Origin of the sequence: Roseibium sp. (assembly GCF_965229775.1) — a bacterium.
Lineage (GTDB): Bacteria > Pseudomonadota > Alphaproteobacteria > Rhizobiales > Stappiaceae > Roseibium.
Genome location: NZ_OZ245929.1, coordinates 1,186,355 through 1,201,857 on the forward strand (window position 1 = coordinate 1,186,355; position 15,503 = coordinate 1,201,857).

Sequence of the window (15,503 nt, forward strand, 5' to 3'; positions counted from 1 at the left end):
ACAATGTAACCGTATTCGTGAAGATGCACGGCCAAACTAGATTAAATTTAGAGCCAAATTGGCTTTCTGTTCGCCCGGGTTCTCAGGCAAGCAGTTGAAAAGACGGCACATCCGATGCGCGCCGGTCCGGCCGGCAGGCCTCAAGGCCGCGCCTGTTGAAATTCCGCGTTGATCCAGTCCAGGAAAGCCTCGGAAGCGGGCGTCACCGCATGAGACGCGGGCGGAAACAGGAAATAGGCTTCGGCCAGCGGCGCCGAATGGGCAAAAGGTCTGACCAGGACCCCGGTTTCCAGCAAATCGCCGGCAAGCGTGTTGTGCACCATGGACAGCCCTGCCCCCCGGGTCGCGGCAGTAATCGCGATCACATAGGTCGACGACAGGTTGACGTCGCCCTCCCGGTCGAAGTCCTGCCCCTGCGATTTGAACCAGGTACTCCAGGTCGCCGTTGTGCCCGCACAATCGAAGAGGATTGCGGTGGCAAGGTCCGGCCGGCCATTCTGATAATCCGGCGAACAGACCGGAAAACACCGGTCGGTCGCCAGGCACTCCGCCGCCGCAGACATTTCCTCGGGACGGCCGAACCGGATTTCGACCGTGGCGGAAGCCGCGTGCCGTTCCGGATCCCAGATCGGCGTCACGATGTTCAGGACCAGCCAGGGGTGCTGCGCATAGAGACGCTTCAGACGCGGCGCGAGCCAGAACACGGAAAACGCCATGTTGCACTGAAGGGTCAGGTTCGCGCCCCGGTCCGCGCCGACAAACGCCTGTGTGCTCGTGGCAATCAGGTCGAAGGCCTCGCGAAGACTGGGCAGGTAGTTGGCGCCGTCTTCCGTCAGTTCGAGCGCGCGCGTCTTGCGCACAAACAGATCCCGCCCCAGAAAAGCCTCGAGGCTGCGCACATGCTGGCTGACCGCCGACTGGGTCAGGTTGAGTTCCGAGCCCGCCCGCGTGAAACTCAGGTGGCGCGCGGACGCTTCGAAGGCGCGCAGCCAGGTCAGGGGCGGCAGGTTCGACTGAGACATGTGATGCATAACCCATGCATTAATTTTGTTAATGTCATAGCCTTGAAAAGTTTGTTTGTCAGCAGTGTCCGGTCTTGCAAGGATCGGAAGACTTGTGAAGGAGAGGGTGAATGTTGAAGCTCGCAGAAAACGCGAACATGAGCCACTGGCAGGAACGCGTGGACATGGCGGCCGCGTTTCGCTGGACAGCCCGGCTGAACATGCATGAAGCGGTCGCGAACCACTTCAGCCTGGCCGTCAACGACGACGGCACGCAGTTCCTGATGAATGCCAACCAGCAGCATTTCAGCCGCATCAAGGCATCCGACCTATTGCTTCTGGACGCGAACGACCCGGAGACGATGGAAGCGCCCAACGCGCCCGATCCGACGGCCTGGGGCCTGCACGGCTCCATTCACAGGCTTTGCCCGCATGCCCGCTGCGTCATGCATGTGCATTCGATCCATGCGACGGTGCTCGCCTGCCTGAAAGACAGCACCCTGCCCCCGCTCGACCAGAATGCGGCAACGTTCTACGGCAGGCAGGTTGTCGACGAAGGCTATGGCGGTCTCGCCTTCGAAGATGAAGGCGCGCGCTGTGCCTCCCTGCTGACCGACCCCAAGGTCAAGACCATGATCATGGGCAATCACGGCGTCCTGGTCATCGGCGACACGGTCGCCGATACGTTCAACCGCCTCTACTATTTCGAACGTGCCGCGGAAACCTATATCCGCGCCCTGCAGACCGGCCAGCCGCTGCGCATCATGCCGCATGACGTCGCCGAAAAGACGGCACAGGAACTGGAAGACTATCCGGGACAGGCCGATCAGCATCTCAATGAACTGAAGGCCATTCTCGACGACGAGAAATCCGACTACGCGAGCTGAAGAATGCCCGACTACGTTCCGACAAACGCCGCCTCTTCGGGTGTGAAACTCGACAAGAAAACGCTGAAGGCCATTGCGGCCCGGTCCGACCGGCCCGGTCTCGTCTATCTGGCCCAGTGGATCATCGGCCTGCTGGTCACCGGCTCGATTGTCTGGTGGTCTGTCGGCACCGTCTGGATGTGGCCTGCCATGCTCGTGCACGGGATCCTGCTGAGCGTTCCAAGCTACGCGATGAGCCACGAAACGGCTCACGGGACCGCGTTCCGCACAAGGTGGCTGAACGAAGCGGTGCTGTGGGTCACGTCGCTGATCTACATGGAAGAGCCGCTGCACCGGCGCTACACGCACACCAATCACCATACCCATACCTGGCATGTCGGCAAGGACAGCCAGATGCCCTTCGACACGCCGATGGGCTTCGGTGGCTGGATGGCGGAGATCACCGGTTTTGCGCTGTTGCGCTTCCACCTGTCGGTGTTTCTCGGTCTCGCGCTCAGGCGCTACACGCCGGTGATGGTTTCCGTGGCACCGGAAAGCGAGTTTCCCAAGATGACCCGCAACGCGCGGATCATGCTGGCGCTCTATGCGGCGATCGTGGCGGCTCCCTTTTTCGGGGTCTGGTGGCCCGTCTGGCTGCTGGTTGTTCCGCGCATTCTCGGCGCGCCGGTCATGTTGCTGTTCACGCTCATCCAGCATGTCGAACTTCAGGAAAACGCGCCGTCGATCCTGGAAAGCACGCGCTCGTTCCGCGGCAGCCCGATCGTGAATTTCCTTTACATGAACATGAACAATCACGTTGAGCATCATCTCTACCCGCAGGTTCCCTTCCACGGCCTGCCGTCCCTGTCCGAAGCGGTCAGGGATCAGTTGCCGGAACCGGATCCGGGCTTCTTCCGTACCAACTGGGAGGTGTTTCTGGTTGCACTGCGCCGCTCCCTGGGCCTGTCGACCCGGGCCATCAGCATTCGCCAGGCCCCGCACATGATCACCGACGGCGGACCGGTGCGCCGCATCGCCGAGCGCACGATGTGAGACCGTTCGTTCCTCGCAACCGGCTTGCGCCGTCTGCCTTGCGACCACCAGCCAGTTGCCCCGCGAGACACATTTGACAAGGAGACCCGATGACGACCTGGGTTGACGCCTGCGCCACCGGCGATATCGACGAAGACGACCTTATCGCCTGGCACCACGACGGCCACCGCTACGCGATCTACAACACCGACAAGGGCTTCTTCGCAACGGATCTGATGTGCACGCACGAGGAAGAAAGCCTCGAGGAAGGCCTTGTGATGGACTGCATCATCGAGTGCCCCCTCCATGGCGGCCGCTTCGACATCCGCACCGGAGAAGCGCTGTCTGCCCCAGTCAGCATCGACCTGAAAACCTATCCGGTGAAGGTGGAAGGTGGGCGCGTGTTCGTGGCCCTGGGATGACAGTCCGTACCCTTGCCCACCCTCGCACGGCGCAGCACGATCACAGAGCGTACGTAACGTAATCTGAATCACAGCCCCGCGCCGCTCACGCCTCTATCGTCCTTGCAGATCGCAACGGCACAAGGTGCCCGGATACGAGGAACCAAGGACATGGAAGTACTGAAAAACCCGCCCTTCATAACGTCTCATCAGGCGAGCGGTTCCAGCGCGGACGCGCCGTCGGATCAGGACACGTTCCTGTTCCGCGAGCAGCCGACGAGCAGCGCAGGCGACCACGACGACTGGATCCCGATCGAAACCATGAGCCCGCCGATTCATGGTCCCGGACAGTCTGCTGCAGATGGGGGCCACACCACCTGGATCCCGATAGAGACCATCAACCAGTCGCCCCACAAGCCCGGGCAATCCGGAGGCCAGGAGGACCAGCCCGGCACGCCGATTTTCGAGCTCGGTCAGGACGGCCCGATCATATTCGACGATTATTCCTTCTTTTGATTGCCGAACAGGACGGCAGGTCATCATACTGTCCGCCTCCGACCAAGACCGGGAGGCTCACATGCCGTCAATCGAAATTCAGGTAATGGAGGGCGTCTTTTCCGACGAAGAGAAAAGACGGATCATCGAGGATGTAACAGACGCCTTTGCAGGTGTCGCCGGCCAGACGATCAAGGCCGGCACCTCCGTGCGCATACAGGAAATCCGCAGCGGTTCGTGGGGTTACGCCGGCAAGCAGATCACGACCGAGGTCGCCCTGGAAATGAAGAAACGGGGCTGAAGCCCTCCCAGTCAGAAACAGGCAAGTCACGTCTCGCGCCCGAATGCCGGCCGCCCGTAACGTCTCCCCGCGATCGCGAACCTGCCTGCCCACCCGGAAGGGGTCAGCCAGGCCGGCGACGGCCGGCCGGTTCAAGATAAAACGCTACCTCTTGAAGGCCGATTTCAGTTTTTCCTTCAAGGCATGTGCGCGTCCTGACGAGGACTTCAGCGCGGACGGATCACGGCGCAGCATCAGATCGATTTCCCACATGATCCTCTGCGGAGCCTTGTGAATGCGCTGGTCCAGGAAATGCTCACCCTTGAAGCGCGATCCGGTTCTCGTGTATCCGACAAGAATGAACGGAGCCTCGCGCTGACAGCGATTGGCCTGTTCATAGAGATATTCCATGCGCCGCCGTTCCTTTTCGACGCGATCCATCCACTGCCCTTCAAGCTGGCCATTGGCCATCATGGCAAGAAGTGTGCTGGTCTCGGCCTCGGTGATCAGATAGGTACCGAGGATCGGCGCCGCTTCCAGGATCGTTTCGTTGTCGAATACCCTCTGGCGCAGCAGTTTGTTGGCCTTGGTGTATTCCCGGTAGTCACGGATCACCAGGAACAACACCTGGATCAGCGTGACCGCCGCCTTGCTGATGCCAATCGCGGGCCCGGTGGCCGCGCCTAGGTCGACAAAGAGTCCGGCCGTCTGGGCCCCGCCGGCCGTCAGATTGGTGCCAGACATGATCATGTATTGCGTGCGCTTGCGCTCTATGAGCCGCTGGACGGCATCAACCGACTGCATCGGCTGACCCGGCGCAATCAGTTTTGCGCTCACCTTTCCGACCTTGTTCGCATCGTACCAGCGCATCGCGCCCTTGATACCGTTGGTGGCGCCCTTGCCGAGGTTGGTGATAGCGCCCAGGAGCGGCATGCATCCGAGTATTTCGGTGGCAATCTCGGCACCGCCCTCGACAGCCACGGCATCCAGAATGCCGCCCGATTTGAGGATCTGCGTAATTTCAGTGATGATTTCCTGCTGGACCGGCGACGGTTCACCGTTGTAGCCGGTCTCATAGGTCGGATCGAACTTGCTGCTGTCCGTCATGGCAAGCGTGATGCTTTCCTCGATGCCGGTCATGATCAGCTCGCGGACCGAGGCCCTGGCCATACCATCACCACCTTTTTTGAAGGCCTTCCAGAAACCGCCCTGCTTTGCACGATGGGTTCCCATCTGTATGCCGGAAGCCGGTCCGCGCCGCGGCTCCGCCTTGACGAAACTCGCGCCCCTGTGCCCACCGGCAGTCACGGGCCCGCGTGCCGTGGTCGGACGGGCGCCGCTCCAGGTCGACTTGGGCGGCTCGGTACGGCCGTGCTTTTCCTCGAACGCATCCAGTTCCCCGCCAAGCGACTGTTTTGCCGCCTTGAGCATCTCCTTGTATTTGGCCTTTGATCCGGGACGCCACTTAAGGTGGGTGTTGTTGAGCACCCGTGCGCTCAGACTGTTTGCCGCCTCAACGACGACCTCGCGCATCGCTTCCATATCGGCATGAGACATTTCATTCATGGGCAACCGATCCTGACGTTGGGGTACAATCCTGAGCAGACTAGAGAGTCGTGCCGGGCCGTCAAGCGGAACGGAAACAGACGCGGCCTGCGCACGGCCCACCTGTTGACAGCATCATATCGTTGAAATGCCGTGGGAATTTCAAACAGGCGACGCAGGGACTCGGCAAGCCGGTCATTGCTGTCCTGTCAATCCGTTTGGCACCACGCGTGCTGTGTGCCACTCTCTCTTCAGCCGAACGGAGCGGGACGTCATGCCGGATGACAAGTTGAAGGGATGGAACTATCTGCCAGACGTGCCGCTGAAAACCTCCCCCTTTTTCACATGGCCGTTGAACCCGGTCGAGATGGTGAAATGGGTCTGGAATTCGTGGTTCCTGATCACCGAGAAGCTGATCATCGTCGGCATCGCCTTCGCCTGCTATGTCTGGTTTCAGCCGCCGCTTGAAGACATGAAGACGTTTGAACCCGGCTGGATCGCGCAGATCTACATGCGCAACATCCTCCTGACGCTGATCGTCGCCGGATCGCTGCATCTCTGGTTTTATACGTTTTCGGCACAGGGCCGGAAACTGAAGTTCGACCCGCGCCCGCTGATGATCGAAGGCAGGCAGTTCACCCTCGGCGGGCAGGTACGTGACAACATGGTCTGGACGCTCGGAAGCGGTGTCCTGATCTGGACGGCCTTCGAAGCGATCTGCTTCTGGGCGCTGGCCAACGGGTACATGAAACTGATCACCTTCGAGGCCGATCCTGTCTGGTTTGTCGCGATCTTCTTCCTGATCCCCGTCTGGGAGAGCTTCTATTTCTACCTCATCCACCGGCTGCTCCACGTGCCGTTTCTCTACCGGCACGTCCATTCCCTTCACCACCGCAACATCAATGTTGGTCCCTGGTCCGGCATGTCCATGCACCCGGCGGAACAGGCCATCTTCCTCGGATCGGTGTTCATCCACTTCCTGATCGGCGCCCATCCGGTTCATATCCTGTTCCACCTCCAGTATTATTTCCTGACCGCGATCACGACCCATACCGGCTTCCAGGGTCTCCTGATCAACGACAGGAACCGCCTTTCCCTAGGCACCTTCCATCACCAGATGCATCACCGCTATTTCGAGTGCAATTACGGCAGCCTGGAGATCCCCTGGGACAAGTGGTTCGGCTCCTTCCACGACGGCACCGTGGAAGCCAACGAGCGCATGCAGGCCCGCCGCCGGAAGATGATGGAGTAGCCGGTTTCGCGCCGTCAGACGATCGGCCCATGTTTCAAGATCGCGACGCCGTTTGAGCTTGGACAAAAGTTCTTGCGGACACATCATTGCCCGTTGCCGCCAGAACCAGCCAAATGCGGGCCGCCATCGCAAAGCGCGGGCGGGGCATCGCTGCAACGTTCCCAAGGGCAGAATTTCCTTGATCACAATCCGACAGCGGGTGAGTGTTTACCAGACCGGTGGGTCGCTTGGGTACGTCAGTTGGCAGCAGCTAGCCGGCTAAACTGTAAGCTACGCCGGATATCCGCATTGGCAGGTCATTGTCTCGATGTGACCAAATTGGGCGGGTTGAGCAAGGAGCCGGTATGCCAGACTACCCGAACGACCAAGCGCCCGAGCAAGACTTGCTGGCAAGCAAAAAGGAAGTGTTTGCCAAGGCTTTCCCGTCCAGGGTCCAAGACAGCGCGATCAGCAAGATGTGGGATTTGCTTGTCGCCGGCATCAATACGCAGTGGCGCTTCATCCAGGAGAATCCGCGCAGCGCCAAGTCCAGAACCAATCCTGAATACCAGGAATTGGCTGAGCAGTATTCGGAACATCTTTCGGTCATCGCTCCCGGTCGGCCATTCGCGCTCTGGACCGGAGGAATAGCCGTCAGTCTGTACGCGCGCGAAAAACGGAATTGCACGACCCTTGAAAATACGGTTCTGGGCAACGCAATCCACAAAATGAACCTGCATGAAACCTGCGTACCGTGGGATTGTATTGGACCGTTGTGGAACAGTATCTCGCGAATGTTTGTTGCAAAAATGCAAGGTCAGTCCGTTTATCTCTTCATGAGGACCCACGCTCCGCTCAGTATTTTTTATCGGCAGGAATTAACGCAGCTGGCAGCTTTACCGGCGATTCCAAGGACACCGGCCGACAACAGCCCCGACGCCGGGGCAACGATGCAGGAACTCATAACAAGGTTGAACCGTCTGAAACCCAATGGGAGCTCATCCCTCGGGCTTTACTTCGTCGCACTCTACGCCGAGCGAAACAATCCGACACCGGACGAATTCAGGGAAATCGATGCGTCCGGTCATCTCGTTGCACGGCACAATTTCAATAGGGAACGAGACGCGGTCGCAGCTATCAAGCGGTTTCATGTGTTAAAAATAATGGAAAGCGACAGGGTTTATCGGGAGCTTGCCGGCAAGCGTGACGTTCTGGACATGAAACTGTTCGCAGCGAACGATGGCGTCTGGACAGGGATCGATCCCAAGCCGGAGTGGTGGGACGAATTGGCCAGAGCATGGCAGATCGCAAAGGCGGCCTCCAACTCCGTGGCAGCCTCCGAGATGAAGCTGGATTGATGTCGGCACAAAAGGCTCTCAAAGAAGCATCGCTTTTAAAATCCCCGCCGCTCATCGACTGATGATCAACATGGCCACTTCCGGCGGTGGGACAAAAAGCGTTCTCAAAATGCAGTCCGGTTCGCATTCTGAAACATGAACTTTGCATAACCATAACAATTCCGCTGTCTTCGCTCCACCAGACCCCTCTTTGGAGATGGCACCGATGTTGCCACGGAACACGGGCAACCACTTGTTCCGGCAAGGGTGCCGGCGCTTCAGGGTCCTTGCACACGACATCCTTGAGCGCAGATGCAACAGCGTTTTCATCGTGTGCGAGAGGGATATTTTAGATGTTCAAGAAATTCATCGGAACCACACTTGTGGCGATGGTCCTGGCCGGACCGGCGCACGCCCTGACCATGGGCTATACCGAAGGCTCGCGGGATCTTGTCGATGGCACGCAAAAACTGGGTGATGCCTCGTCCAGCCCCCTGGGGTCCAATCTTGGCGTATTGGGTTTTGGCACGTCGGAATACCGTCAGATCGATCTTCATGGCCGGATTGTCGGTGCCATCGACGTTTTTTCCTTCAGCGCCACATCGAACTTTATCGTCGAGTTCATATTCGGTCCGATTTCCGTCAAGAACGGCACCAAGACGGTCGATGGCGGTTTCGTCCAGGAAGGCAACACCGGGAACAGGTCCGAATTCGTGCTGGAATTGTCGGACACCTCAGACAGCAAGATGTTTCAGACCAACATCCTGTCCGAAGCGGACAACATGGGCACGTCGCTCATCTTCAAGGCCATGGCAGGCACGCCTTACACATTCTCGGTTCAGAACGGACCAGCCAACAACCCAAGCGGTGCCGCCACCTATGACATCCGGTTGACGGCTGTCCCCATACCGGCAGCCCTCCCCCTCCTGGCAGGTGGCCTCGGCCTCCTCGGCTTCGTGGGCTGGCGCAGGAAGAAAGCGGCCTGAGGCGATCCGGAAAAACGGTTCAAGAGGCGGTCCTTCTGGGCCGCCTTTTTCATTCGGCGCCATTGTGCCCGAGGCGTACCAAACGATGGGCCGTCTCGCCCAGAAAAGGCAAGGCAGACAATCAGTTCGGCACGAGGTTGTAACCCATGTCTCCGGTACAAACTGTTACCTATGTCTCCGGATCGGACACAGGAAAACATGGTGCCGCTGATAGGACTCGAACCTACGACCCCATCATTACGAATGACGTGCTCTACCAACTGAGCTACAGCGGCGTTTCCCGGTGGCGGGAAGGGCGCGCGTGGTGCGCGCGAACTCGATCAGGATCGAGTGGGCCGCTAATTACCGGAGCTTGCGGCCAGATGCAAGAGGCATCTGGCAGGTTCCTGGCGGGACACCCGAAATTGTTTTTGAATGGCGCTGGTCACGCCCCTCTGACGGGGCGCGAACAACCGGAACCTCAGTTGAAGAAACGCGGCCGCGCGGCCTTGTCGGCCTTGTCCTTGTCGTCCTCGTCCGTGCCGGGGTCGTCGGGCATGCGCTTCAGCGGGAACTGGATGGGACCGTTGCTTTCCTCGGGCGTTTCCGCCGCGGTGTCTTCCGCCTTCTTCCCGCCTTCCGGCTTTGAACTTCCCGCCTCCGCAGCTGCGTCTTTCTCGTCCCCACCCTTGCCGGCATCACTCTTGTCGTCGTCACCCTTATCCGCATCCGCCTTGACGGTATCCGCGTCTTCGCCGGATTTTGCAGACGGTTCTGATTTGGACCCTGCCTCGGCCTCGGCCGGCTTCGCAGTTTCCTTGGCTTCCGGGCTGCTCCCCGCCTCCGCCTTCGGTGAGGCATCGGGCAAATTGCTAAGGGATGGACTGTAGCGAACGTCGTCCGTCGTGCCTTCGAAACCGTGCTTCGCGGTTGCGTCCGCCGCAGGGGTGACGGGTGAAGGCTCGCCGGTTTCCGGAGCTGCCGCAGCTGCATCGGCAGCGGGCTCCGCCTTGAGTTCCACGGTTTTCGGCGCATCGGCCACCGCCACGTCTGCGGTGGCATCGCCTGCTGCCGGAACCGGCTCCGGGGACTGTGCGGGAGCCGGGTCGGCCGCGGGGACTGCCGCCGGAAGCACGGGAGCTTCGAAAAGGCTGTCCTCAATGAGGTCGCCCTCTTCCTCGATCGCGCTGCCGGGAGCTGTCCACTGGAAGGCGTCCAGTTTGCCGGTCACCGGTGACACCGGCTGCCATTCCGCGGAAACAATGCCGTCCGCCACCCAGGCCTTGTCCTGAGGCGCCTTTAGGGCGCGTGCCAGCCAGTCCCGCATGCGGCCCCGGTCACCATGTTCGGCTTCCTCGACTTCGGCCATGAGCAGGAAGGCGGATCGTGTCGGTTCGGACTGCAGAAGCTTTTTCAGCTGCGCCCGCGCATCCTCGAATTCCCGCGCCTCGATGGCCGCCCGCGCAATCGCCAGCGCGCCTTCCGGCGTGTTGGTGCGCTGCGCCGACAGCGACTTCACCCGTTTCAGCCTGTCGACGGCCGAGTCGCCGGTGCGCACATGCGCATAGGTCTCCGCGAGCTCCGGATGGGGTGACAGGCGCCAGGTGGCTTCCAGCACCTTCGCCGCCTTGCGGATATCGCCGCGGCGCGTCGCCAGACGCGAGGTCAGAACGGCGGCGGGCACGAGGTCGAGCGCCAGGCCGTGGGCTTCCTTGGCCAGCGAGAACGCCCGCTCCGGTTCGCCGCCTTCGAGTTTCTGCGCCAGCGCTGTCAGGATGACGGCCCGCTGACGGCGGTAGCTCTTCTTGTCGACAAGCTTGGCGGCATAATTGCTTTCCAGCGTCTTGAGCGCTTCGTCCCAGTGATGGGCGACGGCCTGGTAGCCGAGAACGGCCTTGCCGGCCCACTCCAGGCCCGGCGATGTCCGGGCCGCTTCTTCCGCATAGTGGCGGGCGGCAACCGGCTCTCCCTGGCGTTCCGCTTCGACGAAGAGGCCGTGAAGGCCGAGCGCCTTTGTCTCCGGTTCATCCAGCATCGCCTCGAACCGCTGGCGCGCCTCGTCGTCCTTGCCGGCAAGCTGCGCGGTCTGGGCCAGCAGAAGCTTGGCCGCGGGCTCTTCCGGCAGCAGCTTGTCCGCGTCCAGTCCGTAGCGCCTTGCGAGCTTCGCGTTGCCGGTTCCGAGCGCGATCAGGCCGTGGGACAGCGCCGTATAACCCTTGTCCTTGCGGCGGCGGCGGAAAAATCGGCCGGCGATCGCCGGCGACTGCAGGATCGTCCGGATCACCCAGACGACGAGCAGAAAGGCAATGAGCGCGACACCGGCAACGAGCGCGACGACGACCGGCGGCTGTTCCCAGACATATCCGTTCCAGCTGATGGAAATGGTCCCGGGCACGTCCGCCAACCAGGCGAATCCGGCTGCCAGCAGGAACAGCAGGAAAAAGAAGACAAAGACGCGGATCATGTAGCTCGCTCCCAAGCGTCGCCGGGCGACTCCGGCTCAAAACAACAACGGCACGGACCGCCCACCGGCGGCCGACGCTTAACTGTCCTTCGCAGCAAGCGCATTGAGCACTTCCTGTGAAGCCTTTTCCGTCAGCCCGTCCACCTGGACACGGGCCTCGGCACGCGCGACCCAGGCGCTTCCGGCAGCCTTCGCGGCGTCGGGAAGGTCCTGATACGCGGCAATCGCCCCGGAAAGGTTCCCATTGGAAACAGCATTTTCCATCCGCCGCAAGGCCGCCTCGGGTCCGGTGCCGTCCGCATCGCCCGGACCGCGCACGGCGACGATGGACCTGGCGCTTGCAAGCAGACTGTCGAGAACATCGTCGGAGTGGTCCGGTTCCGAGAAGGTCTGGTAGATATTCCGGGCGACCGGCGGGAACTGGGCAATCAGCACGGACACCGGTTCCACCCCGGTCTCGGCATGTGCCTCCAGCGCCTTGACGTCGATATCCGCCGGCAGTCCGGCCTTGACCGCCGCGAGTTCGGTTTCGTAGGGACGGCCTGAATCGACCGCCGACTTGAGCGCCGAGACGGACAGGGCGCGGGCGGCGACTTCGCGGGCGGTCGCGTCGCCCATGGTGCCTTCGACCTGCTGCAGCCTCTTCGACAGCGCGTCCAGCTCCGCCCGGATGCTCTCCAGGGCCGCCGTGTTGGCGGCACCGACGGAACTGATGTCGGATGACAGGCTGGACAGCGTCTCCGTTGCGCGGGCCTGGCTGTCGGCAAGGGTCTTCAGGGAAACGTCCGATGTCGAGACGGCGGTCTGCGCCGCCTTCGCCGTGGCTTCCGCGTTTTGCAGACGGTTTTCGACATCCGCAAACTGTGTTTTCAGGCCACCCAGTTCCGTTTCGAGCCCCGAGACCGACCCCGTCAGCTTGTCGGCTTCTCCTGTGGTCGCCGCGGCTTCGGTTTCAAGCTTGGAAAGGCGGTCTTCCAGGGGGCTCAGATCGACGGAGGTCTGCTGTCCGGTCGAACTCTCCAGCGCATCCAGCCTGCTTTCCAGCGGCTTCAGATCAACCGACGCCGCCCCGGTTGCCGCGCCGCCTGCAGACGCGACTTCACTGCGCAGGCTTTCAAAGTCCTGTTTCAGGGCCTCGAGCGCAGGCGTCACATCCGACGCGGCGGCAGAGGCGGCGCTTTCAAGTGAACTTTCCAGCGCGGACACCTTGGTTTCAAGCGCTGTGAGCGCCTGGCCGGCGGACGGGTCCGTCGCGGCCGTGCCGAGTTCGCCGAGCTTCTGCTCGAGATCCGCGATCTTTTGTTCCGCGGCGGACAGGGCGCTGGCGACCTGCTGGTCCTGTTCGGGCGTCAGCTTCAGGATCCCGGTCTGGTGAAGACCGAAGCCGCCGCCGAGCACGATGATGCCGCCGATCACGGCTGCAATCAGTACACCGAACGCGCCGACGCCGCCGCTCTCTTCAGGTGCCGGCGGGGTCGAAAACGACGACCCGGAAGGCTTTGCGGAAGAGGATGTGGTTGACGTCGACCTTGCCGATGCGCTCGCACCGGACGAGGCGGAGGCGGACGTTGCGCCAGCGCCCGTCTTGGCAGTGCGCGGCGCACTCGAGGATGCCGGGGTAGATTTCGGTGCACCGGATTGTGCGGACGTGCCGGTACCCGGTGTCTTGGTGGAAGATGATGTCCCCGCCGGCGCGGCTGCAGCGGCTCCGGCCGCGGTTTTGCTGCCGGTCGAGGTGCTTGTGCCGGGCGCACCCGGCTTCGCGCCCGTTGGTCGCGTGCTGTCCGGTTTGCTGTCCGCCGGTTTCGGGTCAGACGACGCCGTGGCACCGGTTTTGGGTATCCCTGAAGACGGAGAACCCGCGCCCGCGCTGCCGGCCTTTTCGTTCACTTTTTCGGCCTTGAGATCGATCGTTACCGGGCGCTTCGCGCTGGCTCCCGACGCTGTGGATGGCTTGTCGCCGCTGCCGGGTTTGTCGGCAGAACCGGATCCGCTTCCGCCCGATGAGGATGCACCGCCAGAAGATTTTTTGTCCGTCGCCATCTGCTCTCCTCCTGAACCTTCCGGTCACACTATACACACCTGATGACGAAGCGGAACTGCCTCGGCACAGACTTTTTCGCGCTGCAAAACAACGACTCCACCGGATCTGGTTAACACGCTCCTAAGACCAGTTCCAATAATGCCTTTTCACTCGGGTCGTCAGCCGCTTCAACGCGCATATACCCAGATAAGGGCTCTGCAGCCTGTTGCGAGATCGCAAAGGCACGTAACCCGGAAAAAACAGTTTCGGGACAGCTTGAACCGAGCAGCTGCAAGAATGTCTCCGCCGTCCGCCGCGAGTAAATCAGCACCCCGTCGTAGCCGCCGTCGCACAAGCGGGTGCGGACGTCATCGGCAAGCGCTCCGGCGGCCGCCATCCGGTAGACGACCACGGTTTCGCTGCTGATGCCGTTTTCGCGCAGAAAAGCCTCGATATCGCTGCTCCGGTCCCGTGCGGCAGGGTAGAGAACCTTGCCGCCCTCAAACATGCCGCGTTTTGAGACGATGAGTTCACCGAGCGACGATGCGTCGCCGGAAGCCGAAAGGACCCGGGAAAAACCGGCTGCGCGGCACGCGGCCGCCGTCGCATCGCCGACGGTGAAAACAGGCAGGTCTTGCAGCAGTCCCAGTTGCCGGTGTCCGGCAAGGGCATCCAGCGCCCTGCGGCTGGTGAAGACCAGCGCGGAAACGGCCGTCAGATCCAGTTGAGCCGGTGCCACGGCCTCTAATTCCAGAAGCGGGGCCTCGTCGGCACCATGGCCGGCTGCGCGGATCAGGTCGGCGGTCCGTTTGCACTCCGGTTGCGGCCGTGTCACCAGGAAACGCATGCCGTCATCAACCTGAGAGGAAACCCGGCCCCATGCGCTCCTTGAGGGCCTCGCCGACCGAAACACCTATGGACACCGCGTTTTCCACCGGTCCGTCTTCCTCGGCCTCGTGGTATGCGCTGCCGTCCGGCTTGAGCACGATGCCTCTGAACCTGAGGGTTCCGTCCGCAATGGTTGCGAGCCCCCCGATGGGCGTCCGGCACGATCCGTCGAGAACCCCGAGAAAGGCGCGCTCGGCATCGAGCCGGATCTGCGTTTCCGGATCGTGGATGGGAGCGAGCTTGTCGAGCGTTGCCGTGTCGTCTTCGCGGCTTTCGATGCAGATCGCGCCCTGTCCGACCGCGGGCAGGAAGTCATCGATCCCGAGCATGCTGGTGATCTCGGCCTCGAGCCCGAGCCGCTTCAGACCGGCCGCGGCAAGAAGGGTCGCATCAACGGCGCCCTCGGCGAGTTTTTTCAGGCGGGTTTGCAGATTTCCGCGATACATCACCACGTCGATGTCGGGTCGCAGCCGCTTGATCATTGCCTGCCTGCGCAGCGAACTCGAGCCGACCACCGCGCCGTGCGGCAGCGCCTCGAGCGACGTCGCCTTGGGAGAGAGAAACGCATCCCGGACATCCTCGCGCGGGAGGAAGGCGGTCAGGGCGAGACCGTCCGGCAGCACCGTCGGCATGTCCTTGGAAGAATGCACGGCGAGATCAATGCGCTTGTCGAGCAGGGCTTCCTCGATCTCCTTGGTGAACAATCCCTTGCCGCCCACTTCGGACAGCGGCCTGTCCTGAATGCGGTCGCCCGATGTCTTGATAACCACGATTTCGAAAGCGTCGTCCCCTAGCCCGTGCGCGGCCTTGAGCCGGTCTCTGGTTTCATGCGCCTGTGCCAGCGCAAGCGCACTGCCCCGGGTTCCGATTCGCAAAGGATTTGATTGCAAGGTTAACCGTCCAGATGTTACGCCCGGCAGAAATCAGCTAGACGCGGGATGAATGGTGCCTGACCCTAGCACAGGCCGTGATCAC

15 protein-coding genes and 1 tRNA gene are annotated in these 15,503 nt (G+C 61.6%); 9 read left to right on the forward strand and 7 right to left on the reverse strand.

The features are described from left to right. Window positions 1-140: 140 nt before the first annotated feature. A complete protein-coding gene (locus ACO07N_RS05175) occupies window positions 141-1,022 on the reverse strand; it encodes a LysR family transcriptional regulator (RefSeq protein ID WP_421979997.1) in 882 nt (293 codons plus the stop codon). A 110-nt stretch (window positions 1,023-1,132) separates the two neighbouring features. On the opposite strand from ACO07N_RS05175, the gene ACO07N_RS05180 reads away from it, so the two are divergent. The 5 genes from ACO07N_RS05180 (at window position 1,133) to ACO07N_RS05200 (ending at window position 4,096) form a co-directional block, all read left to right on the forward strand. Further along, window positions 1,133-1,888 carry a class II aldolase and adducin N-terminal domain-containing protein gene (locus tag ACO07N_RS05180; RefSeq protein ID WP_421979998.1) on the forward strand — a complete coding sequence of 252 codons (756 nt, stop codon included), beginning with the start codon at window positions 1,133-1,135 and terminating at the stop codon, window positions 1,886-1,888. 3 nt (window positions 1,889-1,891) lie between these two features. After that, on the forward strand, window positions 1,892-2,920 hold the full coding sequence (locus tag ACO07N_RS05185) for a fatty acid desaturase (protein ID WP_421979999.1): 1,029 nt from the start codon (window positions 1,892-1,894) through the stop codon (window positions 2,918-2,920). Between the two features lie 89 nt (window positions 2,921-3,009). Next, window positions 3,010-3,321, forward strand: coding sequence for a non-heme iron oxygenase ferredoxin subunit (locus tag ACO07N_RS05190; RefSeq protein WP_421980000.1), 312 nt, complete (start codon window positions 3,010-3,012; stop codon window positions 3,319-3,321). A 150-nt stretch (window positions 3,322-3,471) separates the two neighbouring features. After that, window positions 3,472-3,816: a hypothetical protein gene (locus ACO07N_RS05195; protein ID WP_421980001.1), complete on the forward strand. Its 345-nt coding sequence runs from the start codon at window positions 3,472-3,474 to the stop codon at window positions 3,814-3,816. A 61-nt stretch (window positions 3,817-3,877) separates the two neighbouring features. Next, entirely contained in the window at window positions 3,878-4,096 is a 219-nt protein-coding gene (locus tag ACO07N_RS05200) for a tautomerase family protein (RefSeq protein ID WP_421980002.1), read from the forward strand. Between the two features lie 144 nt (window positions 4,097-4,240). Here the strand turns inward: ACO07N_RS05200 and ACO07N_RS05205 are convergent, their stop codons facing one another. Further along, on the reverse strand, window positions 4,241-5,641 hold the full coding sequence (locus ACO07N_RS05205; protein ID WP_421980003.1) for a hypothetical protein: 1,401 nt from the start codon (window positions 5,639-5,641) through the stop codon (window positions 4,241-4,243). A 253-nt stretch (window positions 5,642-5,894) separates the two neighbouring features. On the opposite strand from ACO07N_RS05205, the gene ACO07N_RS05210 reads away from it, so the two are divergent. From ACO07N_RS05210 to ACO07N_RS05220, 3 genes are all read left to right on the forward strand, one after another. Further along, window positions 5,895-6,872, forward strand: coding sequence for a sterol desaturase family protein (locus ACO07N_RS05210; RefSeq protein WP_421980004.1), 978 nt, complete (start codon window positions 5,895-5,897; stop codon window positions 6,870-6,872). 344 nt (window positions 6,873-7,216) lie between these two features. Then, the gene (locus ACO07N_RS05215; RefSeq protein WP_421980005.1) at window positions 7,217-8,209 is read left to right on the forward strand and encodes a hypothetical protein; all 993 of its coding nucleotides are present in this window, start codon (window positions 7,217-7,219) and stop codon (window positions 8,207-8,209) included. Between the two features lie 332 nt (window positions 8,210-8,541). Next, window positions 8,542-9,174 carry a hypothetical protein gene (locus ACO07N_RS05220; RefSeq protein WP_421980006.1) on the forward strand — a complete coding sequence of 211 codons (633 nt, stop codon included), beginning with the start codon at window positions 8,542-8,544 and terminating at the stop codon, window positions 9,172-9,174. Between the two features lie 199 nt (window positions 9,175-9,373). On the opposite strand, the gene ACO07N_RS05225 is transcribed toward ACO07N_RS05220, so the two are convergent. The 3 genes from ACO07N_RS05225 to ACO07N_RS05235 form a co-directional block, all read right to left on the reverse strand. Beyond that, a tRNA-Thr gene (locus ACO07N_RS05225) sits at window positions 9,374-9,449 on the reverse strand. Window positions 9,450-9,634: 185 nt separating this feature from the next. Beyond that, on the reverse strand, window positions 9,635-11,617 hold the full coding sequence (locus ACO07N_RS05230; protein ID WP_421980007.1) for a heme biosynthesis protein HemY: 1,983 nt from the start codon (window positions 11,615-11,617) through the stop codon (window positions 9,635-9,637). 78 nt (window positions 11,618-11,695) lie between these two features. Continuing rightward, window positions 11,696-13,033 (reverse strand): hypothetical protein, encoded by a 1,338-nt coding sequence (locus ACO07N_RS05235; protein ID WP_421980008.1) that lies wholly within the window; start codon window positions 13,031-13,033, stop codon window positions 11,696-11,698. Here ACO07N_RS05235 and ACO07N_RS05240 point away from each other — a divergent pair. Continuing rightward, window positions 13,020-13,703 (forward strand): hypothetical protein, encoded by a 684-nt coding sequence (locus tag ACO07N_RS05240; RefSeq protein ID WP_421980009.1) that lies wholly within the window; start codon window positions 13,020-13,022, stop codon window positions 13,701-13,703. The two genes, ACO07N_RS05235 and ACO07N_RS05240, sit on opposite strands and share 14 nt — an antisense overlap. 67 nt (window positions 13,704-13,770) lie before the next feature. Here ACO07N_RS05240 and ACO07N_RS05245 read toward each other — a convergent pair whose 3' ends face one another. Next, window positions 13,771-14,487 carry a uroporphyrinogen-III synthase gene (locus ACO07N_RS05245; protein ID WP_421980010.1) on the reverse strand — a complete coding sequence of 239 codons (717 nt, stop codon included), beginning with the start codon at window positions 14,485-14,487 and terminating at the stop codon, window positions 13,771-13,773. 7 nt (window positions 14,488-14,494) lie between these two features. After that, complete coding sequence (hemC, locus tag ACO07N_RS05250) at window positions 14,495-15,418, reverse strand: hydroxymethylbilane synthase (protein WP_421980011.1); 924 nt, start codon at window positions 15,416-15,418, stop codon at window positions 14,495-14,497. Window positions 15,419-15,503 lie beyond the last annotated feature (85 nt).